Annotated in this window: 15 protein-coding genes; 8 read left to right on the plus strand and 7 right to left on the minus strand. The window is 51.5% G+C overall.

Features of this window, described 5'->3' with window-relative positions; translation table 11 throughout:
- Positions 1-12: 12 nt before the first annotated feature.
- Together ppx and ppk1 are read right to left on the minus strand one after the other, a co-directional pair.
- Complete coding sequence (ppx, locus tag ACS18Q_RS03025) at positions 13-1,527, minus strand: exopolyphosphatase (protein ID WP_238819678.1); 1,515 nt, start codon at positions 1,525-1,527, stop codon at positions 13-15.
- Positions 1,502-3,616, minus strand: a complete 2,115-nt coding sequence (gene ppk1 / locus ACS18Q_RS03030) for a polyphosphate kinase 1 (RefSeq protein WP_014205663.1) — start codon at positions 3,614-3,616, stop codon at positions 1,502-1,504. The genes ppx and ppk1 overlap by 26 nt, the downstream gene beginning before the upstream one ends.
- A gap of 192 nt (positions 3,617-3,808) precedes the next feature.
- Here ppk1 and ACS18Q_RS03035 point away from each other — a divergent pair, with 192 nt between their 5' ends.
- Genes ACS18Q_RS03035 through phoU form a run of 4 tightly spaced genes read left to right on the plus strand, consistent with a single transcriptional unit; the run spans position 3,809 to position 9,219 of the window.
- Positions 3,809-6,010 (plus strand): ABC transporter permease subunit, encoded by a 2,202-nt coding sequence (locus ACS18Q_RS03035; protein ID WP_441257362.1) that lies wholly within the window; start codon positions 3,809-3,811, stop codon positions 6,008-6,010.
- Positions 6,011-6,023: 13 nt separating this feature from the next.
- A complete protein-coding gene (pstA, locus tag ACS18Q_RS03040) occupies positions 6,024-7,676 on the plus strand; it encodes a phosphate ABC transporter permease PstA (RefSeq protein WP_014205661.1) in 1,653 nt (550 codons plus the stop codon).
- Positions 7,677-7,678: 2 nt separating this feature from the next.
- A complete protein-coding gene (gene pstB, locus ACS18Q_RS03045; protein ID WP_004729454.1) occupies positions 7,679-8,497 on the plus strand; it encodes a phosphate ABC transporter ATP-binding protein PstB in 819 nt (272 codons plus the stop codon).
- A gap of 23 nt (positions 8,498-8,520) precedes the next feature.
- Complete coding sequence (phoU, locus tag ACS18Q_RS03050; protein ID WP_004729452.1) at positions 8,521-9,219, plus strand: phosphate signaling complex protein PhoU; 699 nt, start codon at positions 8,521-8,523, stop codon at positions 9,217-9,219.
- 11 nt (positions 9,220-9,230) lie between these two features.
- On the opposite strand, the gene ppk2 is transcribed toward phoU, so the two are convergent.
- The 3 genes from ppk2 to ACS18Q_RS03065 all read right to left on the minus strand — a co-directional run bounded on the left by ppk2 (position 9,231) and on the right by ACS18Q_RS03065 (position 11,678).
- Positions 9,231-10,007 (minus strand): polyphosphate kinase 2, encoded by a 777-nt coding sequence (gene ppk2 / locus ACS18Q_RS03055; protein WP_441257363.1) that lies wholly within the window; start codon positions 10,005-10,007, stop codon positions 9,231-9,233.
- A 53-nt stretch (positions 10,008-10,060) separates the two neighbouring features.
- Positions 10,061-10,813 (minus strand): copper homeostasis protein CutC, encoded by a 753-nt coding sequence (locus ACS18Q_RS03060; RefSeq protein WP_238809881.1) that lies wholly within the window; start codon positions 10,811-10,813, stop codon positions 10,061-10,063.
- Positions 10,814-11,066: 253 nt separating this feature from the next.
- Positions 11,067-11,678 (minus strand): peroxiredoxin C, encoded by a 612-nt coding sequence (locus ACS18Q_RS03065; RefSeq protein ID WP_055465959.1) that lies wholly within the window; start codon positions 11,676-11,678, stop codon positions 11,067-11,069.
- Between the two features lie 195 nt (positions 11,679-11,873).
- Here ACS18Q_RS03065 and ACS18Q_RS03070 point away from each other — a divergent pair, with 195 nt between their 5' ends.
- The 3 genes from ACS18Q_RS03070 to aceA all read left to right on the plus strand — a co-directional run bounded on the left by ACS18Q_RS03070 (position 11,874) and on the right by aceA (position 16,443).
- Positions 11,874-12,779 (plus strand): hydrogen peroxide-inducible genes activator, encoded by a 906-nt coding sequence (locus tag ACS18Q_RS03070; protein WP_004729444.1) that lies wholly within the window; start codon positions 11,874-11,876, stop codon positions 12,777-12,779.
- Positions 12,780-13,374: 595 nt separating this feature from the next.
- On the plus strand, positions 13,375-15,012 hold the full coding sequence (gene aceB / locus ACS18Q_RS03075; RefSeq protein ID WP_158164991.1) for a malate synthase A: 1,638 nt from the start codon (positions 13,375-13,377) through the stop codon (positions 15,010-15,012).
- Between the two features lie 120 nt (positions 15,013-15,132).
- Positions 15,133-16,443: an isocitrate lyase gene (aceA, locus tag ACS18Q_RS03080; protein WP_004729438.1), complete on the plus strand. Its 1,311-nt coding sequence runs from the start codon at positions 15,133-15,135 to the stop codon at positions 16,441-16,443.
- A gap of 177 nt (positions 16,444-16,620) precedes the next feature.
- Here aceA and ACS18Q_RS03085 read toward each other — a convergent pair whose 3' ends face one another.
- A complete protein-coding gene (locus tag ACS18Q_RS03085; protein WP_172561948.1) occupies positions 16,621-18,483 on the minus strand; it encodes a methyl-accepting chemotaxis protein in 1,863 nt (620 codons plus the stop codon).
- 254 nt (positions 18,484-18,737) lie between these two features.
- Positions 18,738-19,208: a CBS domain-containing protein gene (locus tag ACS18Q_RS03090; RefSeq protein ID WP_014205655.1), complete on the minus strand. Its 471-nt coding sequence runs from the start codon at positions 19,206-19,208 to the stop codon at positions 18,738-18,740.
- Positions 19,209-19,544: 336 nt separating this feature from the next.
- Here ACS18Q_RS03090 and queA point away from each other — a divergent pair, with 336 nt between their 5' ends.
- Entirely contained in the window at positions 19,545-20,603 is a 1,059-nt protein-coding gene (gene queA, locus ACS18Q_RS03095; RefSeq protein ID WP_055465961.1) for a tRNA preQ1(34) S-adenosylmethionine ribosyltransferase-isomerase QueA, read from the plus strand.
- Positions 20,604-20,643 lie beyond the last annotated feature (40 nt).

Below are 20,643 nucleotides of genomic sequence, written 5' to 3' on the forward strand. Positions count from 1 at the left end.
GAACGGATGACATTAAAAATCCAGTTGCCAGCCCACACTGCGCCAATATTCTTGCTCAGTCAGCAAATCGGCATGCAGCAGCTTGTTGTTGTCCAGCCACTCGTGATCGGCGCATTTGAGTTTCCATTCATCATCGTGCGCGGTAAGGCTCAGCTCCGGTAGCGGATCATCATTGCGCTGGCTATTGAGCAGAATCGACAAGCGCAGCACACGAATCAGGCCGATAATGTGCTTTTTCTTAAACAGCGAAAAATCGGCCATTTCATTGAGCTTAAGTGATTTGCGCTGAAAACGCGCCAGCGTGGACAATACCAGTTGCTGTTCGCTGTTAAAGCCGGGCATGTTGGTGTGGCGCAGAATGTAGGCCGAGTGACGATGAAACGCCTGCAAGCTGATGCTCAGGCCTACTTCATGTAGCAGCGCGCTCCATTCCAGCAGATCAAACAGCTCGCTGTTCTTTTTCAGCCCCAGCTCATCGGCGACTTGATCGAGAAACTCACGCGCATGGCCTTTCACTTTGGCCGCATGTTCGAGATCGACCAGATGTTTAGTGGCGAGATTTTCCGTGGTGCGCAGGCGAATATCGGAATACTTGAAACGTTCTTCCATTTCGTACAGCAAGCCTTCACGCAGGGCGCCGTCGGAAAAGAACATCTCTTTGATTTTGAAATCTTTGAAGATGGCAGCCAAAATCGCCACGCCAGCGGCAAACACGGGTTTGCGATCGTCGGTGAGTCCGGCGAGCTGAATGTCGTCAATCGAATCCCATTCGCACAGTTTGTCGATGAGTTTTTGCAGCCGTTCGGCATTGATGATGCCATCGTCATGACCCAGACCAACCAACACTTCGTGAATTGCCTTCACGGTGCCGGATGAGCCAAACGCGGTTTGCCAGCCCAGTTTGCGGTATTTGCTGGCGATGGATTCCAGCTTTTGTTCGGCGGCGAGAATGGCATGAGCAAAATTCTTTTTCGACAGTTTGCCGTTGGCGAAGTAGCGGTCGGTGTAGCTCACGCAGCCCATCTGTTTGCTGTTGACCAGCTCCGCTTCAAACCCTTTACCGATGATCATTTCCGTGCTGCCACCGCCAATATCGACCACCAGCATCGATTCTGCTTGGGGCTGCGTATGCGCCACGCCCAAGTAGATCAAGCGCGCTTCTTCAGTGCCGGGAATGATTTCGATCGGAAACGGCATCACCTCGCGGGCGCGTTGAATGAAAATATGTGCGTTGTTGGCCTGACGCAGTGTGTGCGTGGCCGCGATGCGCACGTTCTCGGGTTCAAACCCTTGCAGGCGTTCGGCAAACATGGCCAAACACTCCAACCCCCGTTCAATGGCTGCGTGATCGAGGTTCTTCTGTGCATCGAGTCCTGAGGCCATGCGCACGCGCTGTTTGTGGCGACTGATCAGTTGTAAATCCTGATCCACCACCTTGGCCACCACCATGTGAAAACTGTTGGACCCTAAATCGATGGCCGCAATTTCACGCGCAACATTGTCACGAGTTATGTTGGGTTGGTTCATGGATGTCTGTTTGCCCCTTAATCCGAGTTCGCGTTTGTTTTTCTACGTTTTTAAGATAGTCATAAATGGCGAGTTGCGAACGGACTTTCTTGCGGTTCCCGCGTTTGACGTAGCGGTTACTCATCTCTTTGTCGATCACGCGCGCTTTGACCGTATCGGTAAACTGCAGATTGATGATGTCTATCATACGCTGTTTCAGACGTTCGTCACGTACGGGCGCGGTGACTTCAATGCGGTGATCGATGTTTCGCGTCATCCAGTCGGCCGAAGAGATGTAGACCTGCGGATTGCCGTCGTTGTGGGTGATGAGAACGCGCGGGTGCTCCAGAAAGCGGTCGACGATGCTGATGATGCGAATGTTGTCGCTCAATCCTTCAATGCCCGGCACCAGCGAACACATGCCGCGAATGATCATTTTGATTTGCACGCCAGCGGTGCTGGCGCCGTAGAGTTTATTCACCAAGCCGCGGTCGACGAGGTTATTCACTTTGAGGGTGATGGCGCCTTTTTTGCCTGCTTTGGCATTGGCGATTTCGGTGTCGATTAAGCGATAGAGTTGGGTGCGCGAGTTGCGTGGCGACACAATCAAGTGATTGAATTTGACTGGGCGGAACGGGTTTTCAATGTAGCCAAACACATTGCGCACTTCGGTGGTCAGTTCGCGGTCTGCGGTCAGCAGAGAAAAATCGGTATAAATGCGCGCCGTTTTTTCGTGAAAGTTGCCGGTGCCGATATGCGCGTAGCGGATAAATTCGCCCGCTTCACGGCGAGTGATTAGCAGCAGTTTGGCGTGAATCTTCATGCCGGGTGTCCCAAAGACCACATGCACACCGGCTTCGGTGAGCACGCGCGACCATTCGATGTTGGCTTCCTCGTCAAAGCGTGCTTGCAGCTCCACCACCACCACCACGCGTTTGCCGTTGTGCACTGCATCGACCAACGAATTCATCAGACGTGAATCTTTCGCCACGCGGTAGATGTTGATTTTGATGCTGACCACTTTGGGATCGAATGCGGCTTGGCGTACCAGTTCGGTGATGTGCTCAAAGCTGTGGTACGGGTAGTGCAGCAAAATGTCTTGGGCGCGAATGGCATCAAAAGCGTTGGGAAAGCCTTCAAAATCGGCACATTTCATCGGCGGCAAGGGGCGGTTTTCGAGATATTCACGTCCGACGTTGGGAAAACCGATGAAGTCTTTGAAATTGTGGTAACGACCGCCCGGCAGCAAGCTGTCGTAGTGGGAGATTTTGAGTTTCTCGCACAAGAATTGCAGCATCTCTTGTGGCATGTCGTGTTCATAGACAAAGCGCACCGGCATCGCCGTCAGGCGCTGGCTCAAGCCTTCCGACATCTGTTCTAGCAGGCTGTATTCGACTTCGTGGCTGAGGTCATATTCCGCGTCACGGGTCATCTTCATTGCGTATCCGGCCAGTGTGTCATAGTCGAAAAAGCCGCGGAAAATGTCGTCTAGGCAGTGGCGAATGATGTTGTCGAGCAGAATGATGGTTTTGCGTCGTTTGCCTTTTTGCTCAGGCACCATCACAAAGCGTGGCAGGTGATCGGTGGGGATCTCAATCAGCGCGTAATGGGAATCGTCGCCTTTTTTCAAATCAACCGCGATGTAAGCGTATTCGTCTTTGAGAAATTGCAGTACGTCGATGTCATCTTTCATCAACAATGGGGTGATGTGCGGCAGCACTTCCTTATGAAAATATTTGACGATCCAGCGTTGCTGCGCTTCATCCAATTGGGTTTCGTTGACCAGAAAAATGCGGCGGCGCGCCATCTCGAGGATGATCTCCCCGTAGAGGTTGTCAAAGTCCTGATTGAGCTTGAACGCTTTGCTCTGCATACGGGTGAGCAAATGTTTAGAGCTGTCGTTGCCGCCACGCTCGCGGTTAATCAAAATGCGTCGTTTGACATCCGAAAAGCGGACTTTGTAAAACTCATCGAGGTTGTTGGAAAAAATCCCCAGAAATCGAATCCGTTCGACCAGTGGCACGGTCTTATCGGCGGCTTCTTGCAAAACCCGCTCATTGAACGAAAGCCAACTCAATTCCTTATCGATGTACAACTTTTCCGCGCTCATGGCATACCTTCCGACGTTTAGTGACATTTTAATTATGAACCACTGCAAACTAGGGTTTTAATGTGACACTTTTATTGCAAAACAGATTAGTATGCAGAGTTGTTTTATTTTCAGTTGTTTAATGTGACTTGTAATATAATTGTCACCTATTCGAAATATTATGTTATTTGGACTAAAAAGGTAGAGTGATTCATGGCACAGGCCGAGTTTTCATTGAAAGAACGAGATCGCAAGCGACTAATCAAAGATCGCCTTGTTCGTTTTGCAGTGACTGCCGGTGGCGTGAGTGTGCTTGGCGCTTTGATCCTCATTTTTGTCTACTTGGCGATGGTGGTTTTTCCGCTGTTTTCCGACGCCAAATTAGAGACCGGTTTTGCCAGCCAGCCGATCACCACGATCGCGCCGCAAATGCTGGCGATTGATGAATATGGCGAAAATGCTTTTGTGGTGGGCGAACACGGCAAAGCCGAGTTTTGGGCGCTGAATCATGAGCGCAGCCTGCCGCGTTGGAGCCAGCAGTTGCCGTTTGAGCCGGTGCACATCGCCACAACCTCGCCTGACAGCGGTTGGTTTGCGGCAACCGATGCCGACAATCATGTCTATGTCGCTCGCCCACAATTTACCTACTCGGTGACCGCAAAAGGGCGCGCCTTTACGCCGGAATTAGAGATCTTACCGCTACCCGCCCAATGGGCATTGATTTCACGTCCGCTGACCATTTCGCGCTTGAGTGTCGCGGTTGGCGATACGCACGCATTTTTCGCCGTGTATCAATCAGACAAACAGGTGTCGGTGCATTGGGTCAGCTTGGATGCGCCGCACGTGACGCAGCAATTTACTTTTCCCTCACCGTTTGAACAGCTCGACCAGCTCCTGCTGACGCCGGATGGTCAAACCTTGTATCTGCGCAGTGGTTCTGAACTGGTGATTTCGCAACGAGTGCATGACCGCTATCAGGTGCGCGAGATTGTCGATCTCAGCCAAGGTCAGCAAAAACACGCGGTGGAGAACATCAATTTGCTGTCGGGCGCCTATTCACTGTTGGTGACACATCGTGATGGCTTGGTGACGCAATGGTTTGACGTGCTCAAACAGGGCGAGCGCCATTTTACGTTGATTCGTGACTTTAAACTCGCTTCCGAAGTGCAGTTTTTGTTGCCCGATACCTATCGCAAAGGCTTTTTCAGTTTCTATCGCAACGGCACGGTACAAAGTCATTACACCACCAGTGAAAAGTTGGTGATCTTTGAACGTGCGTATCAACAAGCGCCGGTGCTGGCGGCGATGTCCAAAAATGAGCGCTATTTGGCAAGCTATGATCGCGGCACCATCAGCGTGGCGAAAGTGGATAGCGGCTACCCGGAAGTGTCGTTTTCGTCGTTGTGGCAAAAGGTGTGGTACGAGAGTTACCCCGAGCCGCAGTACGTGTGGCAATCGACATCGGCCAGTGACGAGTTTGAAGCCAAGTTCAGCTTGGTGCCAATTGCCTTTGGCACGCTGAAAGCGGCCTTTTACGCCATGCTTTTTGCGGTGCCGGTGGCGGTGTTTGGCGCGATTTATACGGCCTATTTTATGGCGCCGAAAATGCGCCGCGTGGTGAAACCCAGCATTGAATTGATGGAAGCATTGCCGACAGTGATCATCGGCTTTTTGGCGGGCTTGTGGTTTGCGCCGCTGGTGGAAAATCATCTGACCTCGATTGTGGCGCTGATGGTGTGCTTGCCCTTGTCGACCATGGTCGTTGGCCTGCTGTGGTCGCAACTGCCCAAGGCGTGGCTACGTAAAATGGCTGGCGGCTGGCATGCGCTGATTTTAATCCCGGTGCTGCTGATGCTGTCGGTGACCATTTTGTCCTACAGCGCTGAGATTGAGCAGTGGCTCTTTCATGGCGATGTGCGCGTGTATCTGGCGCAGCACGGCATCGACTTTGATCAGCGCAATGCGTTGGTGGTCGGCTTTGCGATGGGCTTTGCGGTGATCCCCACCATTTTTACCATTGCCGAAGATGCGATTTTCTCGGTACCCAAACACCTGTCGGATGGGTCGTTGGCGCTGGGCGCCACGCCGTGGCAGACCTTGACGCATGTGGTGCTCCTCACCGCAAGCCCGGGTATATTTTCGGCGGTGATGATGGGGCTGGGCCGCGCGGTCGGGGAAACCATGATCGTGTTGATGGCGACCGGGAACACCCCGATTCTCGATTGGAACATTTTGGAAGGCATGCGCACGCTTTCGGCGACCATTGCGGTGGAATTGCCGGAATCCGAAGTGGGCAGCTCGCATTTCCGTCTGCTTTTCTTGGCAGCTTTGCTGCTGTTTATCTTCACGTTTGCCGTGAACTCCTTGGCTGAATGGGTGCGTCAGCGCCTGCGAGCCAAGTACCGGGCGTTGTAGTGGGGCGTCTGCGATGAAAACAATGAATTGGGTCCGTTCCGGAGCCCCTTGGATATGGTTAACCGGCGGTGCGGTCAGTATCAGTTTGATCTCCGTGCTTGGCCTGCTGCTGCTGATTGGTTGGAAAGGGCTGACCTATTTTTGGCCGGGGCCACTGTATCAATGGCAAGATAATCATGGCCAACGCTTGGTGGGGCGATTGTATGCGACCGAGTCGGTGCCCGTGAGTCACCTCATCGAAATGGGCGTAGATTTACCTGATGCGGTGGAAGCAAAAGGCAGTGCAAAGCGTTTGAGCATCAAAGTTGCCAACCGGGAATTGTATGGCGCGGATTTTGTCTCGATGCTCAGCCTCGAGTTGTCGGAGCCGACCAAACCCCAGGGTTGGATGGTCATTGAACGCGCGCGCGATGGTCAGTTCTATGGCAAACCGATTGGCTATGAACAAGTGAACGGTCATGTCAGTGAACACGTGGACATTTTGCTCGCGCAAGGGATTGAACAAGCCAATGCGCTGCGTGAGCAGATCGATCGGGTGGTCAATGAACAGATTCGAGTGATCGGCAGCAGTATTGAAAAACTGCGGCTGGAGAAGCGCCGCCGTGAATTGAATCATCGCTTGGATGAGGCGTATCTGGCCTTGTACCAAACGCGCAAAGGTCAGTTGGAACAGCAATTGGCCAAAGCGGAAGAACATCTCGATTTGCTGCGCACTCAGATGGAACGCCAGGCGCTGATTGCGCAAGATATGAAAGGCGATAGGGTGCGCATTCCGCTCAGCCAGATCTTGGATTACTGGTTTCCGAACGACATGAGTGTGCTGCAGAAAATTGGCCAGTGGGGCAAACAAGCATGGGCGTTTTTGTCGGAGGACCCGCGCGAGTCGAACTCCGAAGGGGGCGTGTTCCCCGCCATTTTTGGCACCGTGTTTTTGGTGCTGATCATGTCGATTATTGTCATGCCGCTGGGCGTTGTGGCGGCTGTGTACTTGCATGAATACGCCAAAGATAACGCGTTGACTCGCATCATTCGGGTGGCGGTGATCAACCTCGCTGGGGTGCCGTCGATTGTGTACGGTGTGTTTGGTTTGGGCTTTTTTGTCTATACCATCGGCGCCTCCATCGATAGCCTGTTTTATGCCGAGCGTTTGCCTGCTCCAACGTTTGGGACGCCGGGCCTGTTGTGGTCGGCATTAACGCTGGCGGTGTTGACGTTGCCGGTGGTGATTGTGGCGACCGAAGAGGGGTTAACCCGCATTCCGCTATCCGTCCGTCATGGGTCATTGGCGCTTGGCGCTACTCAATTTGAAACCATCTGGCGCATTGTTCTGCCGATGGCGAGTCCTGCTATGATTACAGGATTAATTCTGGCGATTGCACGCGCCGCTGGCGAAGTGGCGCCGCTGATGCTGGTGGGCGCAGTGAAACTGGCGTCGAGCTTGCCAGTGGATGGTGAGTTTCCGTTTGTGCACCTAGAGCGCAAGTTCATGCACTTGGGATTTCACATCTATGACGTCGGGTTTCAAACCACCAACATTGAGGCCGCGCGGCCGTTGGTGTACGCCACCTCTTTCTTACTGGTGACGGTGATTGTGGCATTGAACCTCACCGCCATCAGCATTCGTAATAACTTACGAGAGAAATATCGAACCTTAGGACAAGATTAAACATGTTTTCTGTCAACCAAACACTGGGGTACCAATCGCCTCTGGACGTCAACAATTTAACCGATAAACAGACCGCCATCGCGATCGAAGGGTTAAATCTGTACTACAACCAGACCCGTGCGCTAAACGATATTTCGATGCGAATTCCCAAAGGTCAGGTGACCGCTTTTATCGGTCCGTCGGGCTGTGGTAAATCGACCCTGCTGCGCTGCATCAATCGAATGAACGATCTGGTGGAAGGCTGCCGTGTGGAAGGTGAGGTGAAGCTACATGGCAAGAATGTTTACCTGCCGGAGGTGGATGTACCGACGCTGCGTCGCCGTGTCGGCATGGTGTTTCAGCGTCCGAACCCGTTTCCGAAATCCATTTATGAAAACGTGGTGTATGGATTGCGCTTGCAAGGGATCAAAAACAGTCGCACGCTAGACGATGCCGTGGAGCATTCACTGCGCGCGGCGGCCTTGTGGGATGAGGTCAAAAACCGCTTGCATGAAAATGCGTTTGGCTTGTCGGGCGGTCAGCAGCAGCGACTGGTGATTGCGCGCGCGATCGCGATTGAGCCGGAAGTGTTGTTGCTCGATGAACCGACGTCGGCACTGGATCCGATTTCGACGCTTACGATTGAAGAGCTGATTCACGATCTGAAAACCAAGTACACTGTAGTGATTGTAACGCACAATATGCAACAGGCAGCGCGGGTCAGCGACCACACCGCTTTCATCCATATGGGAAAATTGATCGAGTACTCAGATACCGATTCTATTTTCACCTCCCCATTGAAAAAACAGACCGAAGACTACATTACTGGGCGATACGGTTAACCGGCAACAGCAAAGGATTCATCATGCAATTAGGACGACATATCTCAGGGCAGTTTAACGTTGAGCTGGAGTCTATTCGAACTCATGTCTTAACCATGGGGGGATTGGTGGAGCAGCAGTTGTCGTTTGCCATGCAGGCACTCAATAAAGATGACATTGAACTGGCCCGCAAAGTGGTGCGCGATGATCACAAAGTCAATGCGATGGAAGTGTCGATCGATGAAGCTTGCACACGCATCATTGCCAAGCGTCAGCCCACGGCCAAAGATCTGCGCCTGATCATGGCGATCATCAAAACCATTACGGATCTTGAACGTATCGGCGATGTGGCGACCAAAATGGCGTATGTGGCCATTGAAAGTCCGTCGACCAAAGAGAGCAAGTTTCAGGTGTCATTGGAGCCGTTGTGCCGTCAGGCGATTGCGATGCTGCATCAAGTACTGGACGCATTTGCGCGCATGGATGTGGAATCGGCGGCGGAAGTGTACAAGCTTGATGACAAGCTGGATAAAGAGTACGAAGCGGTGATCCGTCAGTTGATGACTTACATGATGGAAGACCCGAAAAATATTCCGCACATTCTGCAAGTCATGTGGTCAGCACGCTCGATTGAACGAGTGGGGGATCGCTGCCAGAACATCTGCGAATACATCATCTATTTTGTCAAAGGCAAAGACGTGCGTCATTTAGGCGATCAGGGCATCAACGACGCCCTGCGCTAATACTGCTCTCATCAGTACGTGAACGGCACAAACGTCTGTTCATCGACGGGGGCGCGAACGTAGCCCTCTTGATTCAACGCTGGCAGTGTGACTGGCGGATATTCAACATTGCGGTAGTCAATCTGGCTTAGCAGGTGGCTGATGCAGTTGAGGCGTGCGCGGCGTTTATCGTCCGATGGTACCACCCACCACGGGCAATGTTTGGTGTCAGTGTAGGCGAACATCTTGTCTTTGGCTTTGGAGTAATCGACCCAGCGATGGCGGGATTCCAAATCCATTGGGCTGAACTTCCAGCGTTTGATTGGGGTTTTGATCCGTTCCAGAAAGCGTTTTTCTTGCTCTTCATCGGAGACGGAAAACCAGTATTTGAGCAGGATAATGCCGGAACGTTGCAGCATACGCTCAAATTCCGGGCACGCTCGAAGAAACTCTTCGTATTCCTCATCGGTGCAAAAGCCCATCACCTTCTCAACCCCAGCGCGGTTGTACCAGCTGCGGTCAAATAGCACCATTTCACCGCCCGCCGGCAAATGCGCGACATAGCGCTGAAAATACCATTGGGTTTTCTCTTTCTCAGTGGGAGCTGGCAAGGCAGCCACGCGACACACCCGCGGGTTGAGTTTTTCGGTGATGCGTTTGATGACACCGCCTTTGCCAGCCGCATCACGGCCTTCGAAAATGACGATGACTTTGAGCTTTTCGTGCTTCACCCACTCTTGCAGTTTCACCAGCTCAACTTGCAGGCGTTCGAGCTCGTGTTCATAAAATTTGCGTTTTAATTTAGCCATGGTTCCCTCCGTTGATAGCAAAATCATAGCACCAAGGGAGGGGACAAACTGCGCTAGCGGATGGATTTGAGTGCGAATGCCGTGCGGCGAATCGCCTCGGTATCGGTGATCGGCACAATGAAGTCATCTTGGTCGCTGGCGCCCATTTTGCTTTCGTGCGCCACAAACTGCATGTGGCTGGCCCGAGTGGTTTTGCCCGACAAGTGCAGTTCGGTCACGCCCGTTGCTTGCGCCAGTTGGCTGACGTTTTCGGCGTTGACACCGGCACCCGCCATGATCGCAATGCGTCCGGCGCTGCGTTGAACCAGCGCAGTCAGCATCTCGGTGCCAAGCGGTGCAGTGCGCGCCAAACCGGAGGTGAGAATGCGTTCGCACCCCAGTGAAATGACCGTTTCCAGCGCGGCAAAGGCATCGCTGCACTGATCAAACGCGCGGTGAAAGGTGACGCCCAACCCCAACGATTGCGCCAATGAGACCAACGTTTGGCTGCGACCCGCATCAATGCTGCCATCTTGATTGAGGAGTCCCAATACCACACCTTGCAGCCCCGCTTGGTGCGCCGCGTGAATGTCTGAGGTCATGATCGCCACCTCTTCATCGCTGTAAAAGAAATCGCCCTGACGAGGACGAATCATGGCGTACACCGGAATGGTGGCGGCCTTCGCGGCTTGCTGCATCAAGCCAACGCTGGGGGTTAACCCGCCGAGCGCCAAAGCCGAACACAGCTCGATGCGCGTGGCGCCGCCCGCGATCGCGTTGTGCAATGATTCAATGTTGTCGATACACACTTCAAGTTGATAAGTCATGTCAGATCACCGATGAGAAACAGTGCGCGAAGTGTAGCAAGCCAGAGCGGCTTCGTCTGTCTGCTGGGCGTGAGAAATAGGGGTAAACTTTGCGGGGCGGATTTCCTCAAATGGGCGGCTTTGCGCACAAAAAAGCCCCGGACAGTGTCCGGGGCTTGATGATGACTTTACTTAAACTGATTGGCGTTGCGTTTTTCGCTTATAAGATTCCAACCACAAACCCGAATTGAGCGCGGGTGTTTAAGTTTTTCAATTACTTTTTACCAAGGTCTGCAGTGTGCTCAGACAGGTAAGCCGCAACGCCTGCTGGCGAATCTTTCATACCGGCTTTACCTTCTTCCCACTGTGCTGGACATACTTCACCGTGAGTTTGGTGGAAGTTCAGCGCGTCAACCATGCGTAGCATTTCGTCAATGTTACGGCCAAGTGGCAGGTCGTTCACGACTTGGTGACGGACAACGCCTTCTTCGTCGATCAGGAATGAACCACGGAAAGCAACGCCCGCTTCTGGGTGCTCTACATCGTATGCTTTAACGATTTCGTGTTTCACGTCAGCAACCAGTGGGTATTGCACTTCACCGATACCGCCATTTTCAACGGCAGTGTTACGCCATGCGTTGTGAGAGAACTGTGAATCGATCGATACGCCGATCACTTCAACGCCTTTCGCTTTGAAGTCTTCGAAACGTTTGTCGAATGCGATCAGTTCAGATGGGCAAACGAAAGTGAAATCTAGTGGGTAGAAGAAAACAACCGCTTTCTTACCTTTAGTGAATTCTGCGAAGTTGAAGTTATCAACGATTTCACCGTTACCTAGAACAGCTGCAGCTGTAAAATCAGGGGCTTGACGACCTACTAGTACCATTTTTTTGCTCCTAAGATTAATGGTTTGTTCCGAGTTGACATAGAATTTGCAACTTGGTCCGTGTAATAACGAGACGAACTATAGTACAGTTTTGGTTTTGAAAAAAAGCGAAATAAATAGATTAAGTTAATCGAAAAAAGCGATGATAAAAACCGTCGGCCAGACTCGAAAAACTGCACAAAGAATAACCGAATTATGAATAAATGGCCAAGTTTAAAGCAACTGCATTATTTGGTGACGCTCAATGAAACGCGTCACTTTAGTGAAGCCGCGGAACGTTGCTATGTGAGTCAGTCAACCTTAAGTAAAGGCATTCAAAATTTAGAAGAGCTGATTGGCTGCCCGCTGTATGAGAAGAAAGACAAAAAGAGCCCGCTGGTCTTTACCTATGCTGGCGAGCAAGTGGTCAAGCGTGGACGTGAGCTGCTGGCGCGTGGTCAGGATCTGATTGAGTTGGGGAAACAGTGCCAGGGCGGCGAAATGGAGGGCCAGTTGAAACTGGGCTGCATTCCCACCATCGCGCCTTTTTTATTGTGCGATTTGGTGCAGGAAGTGAACGTCCGTTACCCCAATTTGCATCTTCTATTACGGGAAGATACCACCGCCAATCTGCTTGCGGCGCTGCGCACGGGGGAGTTGGACGTGTTGATTCTGGCGTTGCCGATGGAGATTGGCAATCTGGAACGTCGCATTGTCGGGCAGGATCCGTTTCGCATGGTGATGAGCCGTCATCAGGCCGATGGCATTCGTGTGCCGATCAAATATGACGATTTGCCGGACGAGTCCGTGTTTCTGTTGGAGAAGGAACACTGCCTGACGGAGCACGCGGTGTCTGCATGTAAACTCACGGATAAAGAGAAGATTAACCCGTTCACGGCAACCAGTTTACATACTCTGGTGCAAATGGTGGCCAATGGTCTCGGCACCACCTTTATTCCGCAAATGGCGATCGAACATGGCCTGATCGATAACCAAAATCTGGTGGTGATCGACCCACCCGGGCAGAAGGCTTATCGTGAAATTGGCTTGGTATGGCGACCCAGTTCGTCGCGCAGTCACACTTTTGAACGCTTGGCGGATGTGGTTTCTGAACTGCTTTAGCGAATAGTCGTACCGGAGAGCTGAAAAAATACTAGTGAAAACACGCTGACTTTGGCGTGTTTTCTGGTTTATTCCTCTGTTGGTTACTTTTTAATTGTAAAATTTTACAGAAACTAATTTTTGAACCTTTCATAAAATCGTAAAAATTCACAAAGTAAATTTTACAGATTCTACCGCAAGCCCTGTTTCAAAAATCGGTGCGGCTTTGACGCGCTGCCTTGTTTCATCAACCGTTCCTTCCCTTGTCTGTGGCTTCACACACCGTTTTAAATCGTTTTTACGCGGTTTTGTTTGTGTAATTAAATTACGTAATTACTTACACTTTAGCCTGTCATTTCAAGCGCGAGTTTGAAACGGAATAAAACTTCGAATTTCACCATGGGTTAACTTTTGGTCTTTTCGCTTAATGCCTTATCGGGTAAGGTTTAATTAAGTGTTGTAAGACTTATGTCTAGCTTCGAAAGTCTTGAACTTATCCCCGGAATTGGGGAATGTATGGACACCGGATGACGAAATTAGCCCGATCAACACACGATGAATTTTGTAGTCTGAAAATTACAAATGAGATATGGACACGATTCTAAGGAAGGACGTTATGCTTGCTCAAACGCCAGACAAAGATTTAGCACACCCCCAATCGACCCGTCGCGAAGGCCTGCTTGAGGTGACCGGAGCACTTGCTTCGGCACATCAGGCGATTTTCCCTGTTGAAGCCCAAACCTTTTTATCTGAGTTGTGTGCTCAGTTTGCTCCGCGAGTCGACACGCTGCTGGCAGCGCGAGAAGAAAAACAGAGTCAAATCGACCACGGTCAACTGCCAGACTTCCTTCCCGAGACGCAAGACATTCGTGAGGGCAGTTGGAAAATCTTGGGGATTCCGCAAGATCTGCAAGACCGCCGCGTAGAAATTACCGGCCCAACTGATCGCAAAATGGTGATTAATGCCCTGAATGCGAACGTGAAAGTGTTTATGGCGGACTTCGAAGACTCGATGGCGCCTGCGTGGGACAAAGTGTTAGATGGCCAAATCAACTTGCGCGATGCGGTGAATGGCACCATCAGTTACACCAATCCGGACAACGGCAAACGTTACGAGTTGGCTGATGACCCTGCCGTGCTGATCTGCCGCGTACGAGGTTTGCACCTTAAAGAAAAACACGTCACTTTTGGTGGTCAGATCATTCCCGGCGCGTTGTTCGATTTCGCACTTTATTTCTTCAACAACTACAAAGCATTGCTGAAAAAGGGCAGTGGTCCGTATTTCTACCTGCCTAAACTGCAAGCATACCAAGAAGCGCAGTGGTGGAGCGATGTGTTCCATTTCACCGAAGATTACTTTGGTTTGGAAACGGGCACCATCAAGGCCACGGTGCTGATTGAAACTTTGCCCGCCGTGTTCCAGATGGATGAGATTCTGTTCTCCCTCAAAGAGCATATCGTCGGCCTGAACTGCGGCCGCTGGGATTACATCTTTAGCTACATCAAAACCTTGAAAAAACATAGCGATCGCGTGCTGCCGGATCGCCAAGTCGTGACGATGGACAAGCCGTTCCTCAACGCATACTCACGTCTGCTGATCTACACCTGCCACAAGCGCGGCGCGTTTGCGATGGGCGGCATGGCGGCTTTCATTCCAGCCAAAGATCCGGCGGAGAACGCCAAGGTGCTAGAAAAAATTCGCAACGACAAAATGTTGGAAGCGACCAATGGTCACGATGGTACTTGGGTGGCGCACCCGGGCTTAGCCAGTACCGCGATGGACGTGTTTAACCACGTATTGGGCGAGCGCAGTAACCAATTGGACGTGAGCCGCATGTCGGATGCGCCGATTTACGCTGATGAGCTGCTGGCGCCGTGTGACGGCCCGCGCACGGAAGCGGGCATGCGCCACAACATTCGCGTTGCGCTGCAATACATCGAAGCTTGGATCTCCGGCAATGGGTGTGTGCCGATCTATGGCCTGATGGAAGATGCCGCCACGGCAGAAATTTCTCGCGCCTCGATTTGGCAATGGATTCAACATGGCAAATCGCTCGACAACGGCCAGCAAGTCACGAAACAACTGTTCCGCGATTATCTGGCGGAGGAAATCGAGGTGGTGAAAGCGGAAGTCGGTGAGCCACGCTTCAACGCAGGCCGCTTTGAAGAAGCCGCGCAACTGATGGAAACGCTGACCACCAGCGATGAACTGACCAATTTCTTAACCATACCGGGTTACGACTACTTAGCGTAATACCACTGATAACAACAGTAACGTGAAACTAACGATTCAATATCAGCGCCTGTTGTACTGATAGCGAAAAGGACGACCATGCGCATGCCGAGCGCTGCGCATTACAAGAAGGGATAGATTATGACACTGACTCGCCGCCAACAAATTGAAGCGCTGGAAAAAGATTGGGCAACCAACCCACGCTGGAAAAACGTAAAACGTACCTATACTGCCGAAGAAGTGGTGAACCTGCGTGGTTCGGTCACGCCGGCCAATACAATCGCCCAGCGCGGTGCTGACAAACTGTGGTCGCTGGTGAATGGCGACGCGAAAAAAGGTTACGTGAACTGTCTGGGCGCGCTGACGGGTGGTCAGGCGGTGCAGCAGGCGAAAGCCGGTATCGAAGCGATTTACCTGTCGGGCTGGCAGGTGGCGGCGGACAACAATACCGCAGGCACCATGTATCCAGACCAATCGCTTTACCCAGTGGACTCCGTGCCAAGCGTGGTGAAGCGCATCAACAATGCATTCCGCCGTGCTGACCAAATTCAGTGGTCTGGCGGCAAATCACCAGAAGATGAAGGTGGAATTGATTACTACCTGCCGATCGTGGCGGATGCGGAAGCGGGCTTTGGCGGGGTGTTGAATGCCTATGAGCTGATGAAATCGATGATCGATGCAGGCGCTGCGGGCGTGCACTTTGAAGACCAATTGGCCTCCGTGAAAAAATGTGGCCACATGGGCGGGAAAGTACTGGTTCCGACACAAGAAGCGGTGCAAAAATTGGTGGCGGCGCGATTGGCGGCTGACGTTTCTGGCACCACCACGTTGGTGATTGCACGTACCGATGCCAACGCGGCTGACCTACTGACGTCGGATTGTGACCCATACGATGCGGATTTCATCGTTGGTGAGCGTACGTCTGAAGGCTTCTACCGTGTGCGTGCTGGCATTGACCAAGCGATAGCGCGTGGTCTGGCATATTCACCTTACGCGGACTTGGTGTGGTGTGAAACGGCAAAACCGGATCTGGAAGAGGCGCGTAAGTTCGCAGAAGCGATTCACGCGCAGTACCCTGATCAACTGCTGGCGTATAACTGCTCGCCATCGTTTAACTGGGAGAAAAACCTAGACGCGGAAACTATCGCGAAATTCCAGCAAGAGCTGGCCGACATGGGCTACAAATACCAGTTCATTACGCTGGCGGGCATTCACAACATGTGGTTCAACATGTTCGAACTGGCACACGCGTACGCGCAGGGCGAAGGCATGCGTCACTACGTGGAAATGGTTCAGCGCCGTGAATTCCAAGCGGCAGAAAAAGGCTACACCTTCGTGGCTCACCAACAAGAAGTGGGCACCGGCTACTTTGACAAGATGACCAACACCATTCAAGGTGGTCAGTCATCGGTCACTGCCCTGACTGGTTCGACCGAAGAAGACCAGTTTTAACTGAGTTCCCTTACCTCAGTACGTTACAACGATAATCTGTGCAACACCTTTTGAGCGGCTTCGGTCGCTCTTTTTTTGTGGGGCTTTGAGTGACTACAGAGCGCATCAAGCTCCCTTTTTTTTCCAAAAAAAAAGAGGCGGCACATTGGCCGCCTGCATAGCGTTTATGTATTGATTTTATGCATTCAATTTGAAGAAGCTCAGTTGTTCGTTCAAGGTCACAGACATTTGCGCCAATTCATTGGTCGCTTGGTGACAATGTTCAATCATGTCTGACGTTTCATCAACATGTGAGCGCATGGTACTCAAACTTTGGTTGATCAACTCTGCGGTGTAGTTTTGCTCTTCCGTGGCGGTGGCGATATGAGCGTTCAAATCATTGCTCTCACGCACGCGTTCGCTGATGTTGGTAAAGGCGAGCTGTGCATGTTTTGCTTGCGACACGGTCTCTTCCAGCATCACTTGGCTGTGATCAATCGATTTCACCACGGTGGTGGTGTTGCGTTGCAGGGAGACAATTTGATGTTCAATGGTCTCGATGGCATTTTGAGTCTGCTGAGCAAGTTGACGCACTTCGTCGGCGACCACTGCAAAGCCGCGACCTTGTTCACCAGCGCGCGCGGCTTCAATGGCGGCGTTCAATGCCAACAAGTTGGTTTGCTCGGCAATTTTCTGAATCACGTTCATCACGTCGCTGACTTCTTCTGTGCCCGTTTTGAGCTCAGAAATGTCGTGGCTTAGTTGCCCCATGGTGTTGGCCAGTTCGCTGACTTTATCCATGGTCGTGCCAATCAATAGTTGGCCTTCTTTGGCTTCTGCGCTGGTGGCGATCGATTTACTCGACGCTTCGCTGGCGTTGGTCGACACCTCGGTGATCGCGGCTGCCATTTGATGAATCGCAGTGGCCACTTGATCGGTTTCTACTTTCTGCTGCTTTGAGCCACGCAAAATGTCTTGGTTGATGACCGACAGCTCTTCCGACGATGCCGAGAGCAAACTGCTGCACGTTGCAATTTCGGTCAGCGTGTTATGGAACTTGTGTTCCATGTCGCGCAGCGATGACTGCATTTGCGAAATTTCATCGTTGCCGCTGATCTCATACCACGCTTTGATGTCGCCGTTAGCCAAACGTTCGGCTTGTTCTTTTGCTTGCTGAACCGGCGTCGTAATGCTGCGTGCCACCACGATCGACAGCAAAATCACCAGCGGTGTTGAGATGAGAAACGTGGTCAGAACCACGATGACGGATTCATCAATTTGCTCGCGAATACTTTCCCGTGACTCGATTTGGGCTTGCAAGGCATCGCTACGCACCTGATTGATGGTGTTGACGATGTCGTTGCCTTGGTTGGCCATTTGGGTATCCCACAAGTGGTTGCGATGAACGATGATGCGTTCGATTTCTTGCAAAATTCCCCGTTGTCCTTGAATCAATTCGATCAGTGGCGCAGAGAAATTGGCGTCGGATTGATCGATCAAGGTTTCCACTTGGCTGTAAGTCTCATCGGCTTCTTCATAATCTTTGAGTGCATTCGTCAGCAGAAAACGCAGCGTGATGTTGTGCGCCAGCGTGTAACGTTCGTTCAACTGGCGGACTTGCGCGAATCGAGAATTGTGTTGAGAGAAGTAAGTTCGAATCTGTTCATGTCGGCGGTTAAAGTTTTGAATGACATCGTCACGCTGTTGCATCACGTTGCTCACTTCGGTGAGCGCATTGCGATACTCCTGAACCTCTCTGAGCGTTCGATTCATTGCCGTTTGGGTCCGGCTGTCGGGATAGTCGCGCAACTGGTTTTGAATCAGTTGCTCAGACTTATCCAAATGCAGCATGGCCTCGCGCAGATCTTGACTGTTTTGTGTGGTGCGATATGTGAGTACGCCGATGCGCGTCATCAACATCTCTTCTTGCATGAGGGAAGCGTTGTTGTTGGCCAAGTTGTTGGCAGTAAAGTACTCGAAGTTGTGGCTGATGCCGGAAATAGACAGGTAGCTGGAGGCTGCAAGGATGAGCGCTGATAAGCTACTGACCGTGATGATCATGAATATCTTGTGCGATATTTTCCGAAGTCGGTGAAACATTGTTTGTTCGCTTTTGCATGAGTTGATTTGCGCGCGATATTAGACGCAATACGGCGTTTGAACAAAAATGCCTCAGTAGCTTATATTTTCTAATTTATTGTTATTTAAGTGAAATTTTCAGTGTCAGTTATTTCTTACGCCAAGTTTAGTCATTACTGACTCGGATGGCTTGGCGAATGTATTTTTGGCTTCTTTCGATTCATCGCACGGATGAATCACAGTTCCGTGGTATCTAAATCGGCGTCTTGCTCCACTTCATCGGGTTCACTCTCTTCGGCCAATTCCAGCAAATTGATGGCGATGGAGACAAAATCACTGTCCGTGATGATGCCGACAAGTTCCCCTTTGGCCACTACAGGTAAGCAACCCACTTTGTGTTTTTGCATGTACAGCGCACTCTCTTTGAGCCCAGCTTGCGGCGCCACACTCATCACTTCGGTGTGCATCATTTCGTACAGCGGTGTGTCGGCGGTGTAGGAGTGCTCGGCAGAGAGTTTTTGCAAGCTTGATTCCTGTGCGGCGAGAATGTCACGCTGGGTCACAATGCCAAGCAATTTGCGATTGGCATCGACAATCGGAATATGGCGAATGTCCAGCGCCTCCATCATATGACGGGCATCAGCCAAGGTATGCGAACGCAATAAAGTGTGGGGACTGCGAGTCATCATGTCTTCGACCTTGATCATAACCAACTCCTGTTTGTTGATATCGAGTTTTGTATCAGAAACGCTGAGGCGTTGAAGCGAGTCACGCCGTGGGGTCAGCCCTTCAGACCTTGTGTCTATCACTATAGTTTTTTTGTGGGTAAATATCTGAGAGTTCAGTCAGTTTTTGTTGTAAGTGCGCGTGTAACAAGTCAAGGAAGTGTCACTTTTCATTACAATCCTTTGCTTTTCAACCCCGCCTTTAAACGTGCACAATCCTGTATCTTGTGATGACTTGGGTATATACTATCGCGCCGCGAAATAAACCGTCGCACCTATCCTGAGAAAGGCGAAAGCCAAGAGAATCAAGAAAGAGTCATGCAAGTTTCAGATTTTCATTTTGAACTCCCGGACGAGCTGATTGCTCGCTATCCGATGGCGGAACGAACCGCCAGCCGTCTGCTGCAGCTAGACGGCAACACCGGTGAGCTGGTTGATGGCACCTTTAAGGATGTTCTCAACTGTGTTGAACCGGGTGATTTACTGGTGTTTAACAACACACGCGTGATTCCAGCACGTATGTTTGGCCGTAAAGCCTCTGGCGGTAAGCTGGAAGTGCTGGTGGAACGTATGCTGGATGAGCATTCGATTTTGGCGCACGTGCGTTGCTCGAAGCCTCCCAAGCCAGGCACCGAACTGTTTTTAGGCGAAAACGATGAATTTCATGCCGTCATGGACGCGCGCCACGATGCGCTGTTTGAGATTCGTTTTACGGCTGAAACCGTTGTGCTGGACATTCTGAACCAGATTGGTCACATGCCGCTTCCCCCGTACATCGATCGTCCTGACGAGGATGCGGACAAAGAGCGGTATCAGACCGTCTACAACCAGAAGCCAGGTGCCGTGGCTGCGCCAACGGCCGGCCTGCATTTTGATCAAGCGTTGCTTGAACAAATCAAGGCGAAAGGTGTCGAATTTGCTTACGTGACGCTTCACGTGGGCGCCGGCACATTCCAGCCTGTGCGCGTGGACAACATCAACGATCACCACATGCATGCGGAATACGTTGAAGTGCCGCAAGAGGTGGTGGACGCGATTGCCGCGACCAAAGCCCGTGGTGGCCGCATTATTGCGGTGGGTACCACGTCTGTGCGTTCGCTGGAAAGCGCAGCACAAGATGCGCTGAAAAAGGGCACTGAACTGGTCCCGTTCTTTGGCGATACCGAAATCTTCATCTACCCGGGGTATGAATACCAACTGGTGGATTGTTTGATCACCAATTTCCATTTGCCGGAATCGACCCTCATCATGTTGGTGAGCGCCTTTGCCGGTTATGCACACACCATGGCCGCATACGATCATGCGGTGAAGCAGCAATATCGCTTCTTTAGTTATGGTGATGCGATGTTTATTCGTAAACGAACCGTTGACGCATAAGTCGACAGGCGTTTCGTCATAAACACCATGAACAATGACT

Source organism: Vibrio sp. Vf1514, assembly GCF_052076135.1.
Taxonomy (GTDB): Bacteria; Pseudomonadota; Gammaproteobacteria; order Enterobacterales; family Vibrionaceae; genus Vibrio; species Vibrio furnissii.

Bases quoted from the DNA above. Each gene is read 5' to 3' on its own strand.
- ACS18Q_RS03065 (WP_055465959.1), bottom strand. From the start codon at position 11,678: ATGGTACTAGTAGGTCGTCAAGCCCCTGATTTTACAGCTGCAGCTGTT.
- ppk1 (WP_014205663.1), bottom strand. From the start codon at position 3,616: ATGAGCGCGGAAAAGTTGTACATCGATAAGGAATTGAGTTGGCTTTCG.
- ppx (WP_238819678.1), bottom strand. From the start codon at position 1,527: ATGAACCAACCCAACATAACTCGTGACAATGTTGCGCGTGAAATTGCG.
- ppk2 (WP_441257363.1), bottom strand. From the start codon at position 10,007: ATGGCTAAATTAAAACGCAAATTTTATGAACACGAGCTCGAACGCCTG.
- aceA (WP_004729438.1), top strand. From the start codon at position 15,133: ATGACACTGACTCGCCGCCAACAAATTGAAGCGCTGGAAAAAGATTGG.
- aceB (WP_158164991.1), top strand. From the start codon at position 13,375: ATGCTTGCTCAAACGCCAGACAAAGATTTAGCACACCCCCAATCGACC.
- ACS18Q_RS03070 (WP_004729444.1), top strand. From the start codon at position 11,874: ATGAATAAATGGCCAAGTTTAAAGCAACTGCATTATTTGGTGACGCTC.
- pstA (WP_014205661.1), top strand. From the start codon at position 6,024: ATGAAAACAATGAATTGGGTCCGTTCCGGAGCCCCTTGGATATGGTTA.
- phoU (WP_004729452.1), top strand. From the start codon at position 8,521: ATGCAATTAGGACGACATATCTCAGGGCAGTTTAACGTTGAGCTGGAG.
- ACS18Q_RS03035 (WP_441257362.1), top strand. From the start codon at position 3,809: ATGGCACAGGCCGAGTTTTCATTGAAAGAACGAGATCGCAAGCGACTA.
- ACS18Q_RS03085 (WP_172561948.1), bottom strand. From the start codon at position 18,483: ATGATCATCACGGTCAGTAGCTTATCAGCGCTCATCCTTGCAGCCTCC.
- pstB (WP_004729454.1), top strand. From the start codon at position 7,679: ATGTTTTCTGTCAACCAAACACTGGGGTACCAATCGCCTCTGGACGTC.
- queA (WP_055465961.1), top strand. From the start codon at position 19,545: ATGCAAGTTTCAGATTTTCATTTTGAACTCCCGGACGAGCTGATTGCT.
- ACS18Q_RS03090 (WP_014205655.1), bottom strand. From the start codon at position 19,208: ATGATCAAGGTCGAAGACATGATGACTCGCAGTCCCCACACTTTATTG.
- ACS18Q_RS03060 (WP_238809881.1), bottom strand. From the start codon at position 10,813: ATGACTTATCAACTTGAAGTGTGTATCGACAACATTGAATCATTGCAC.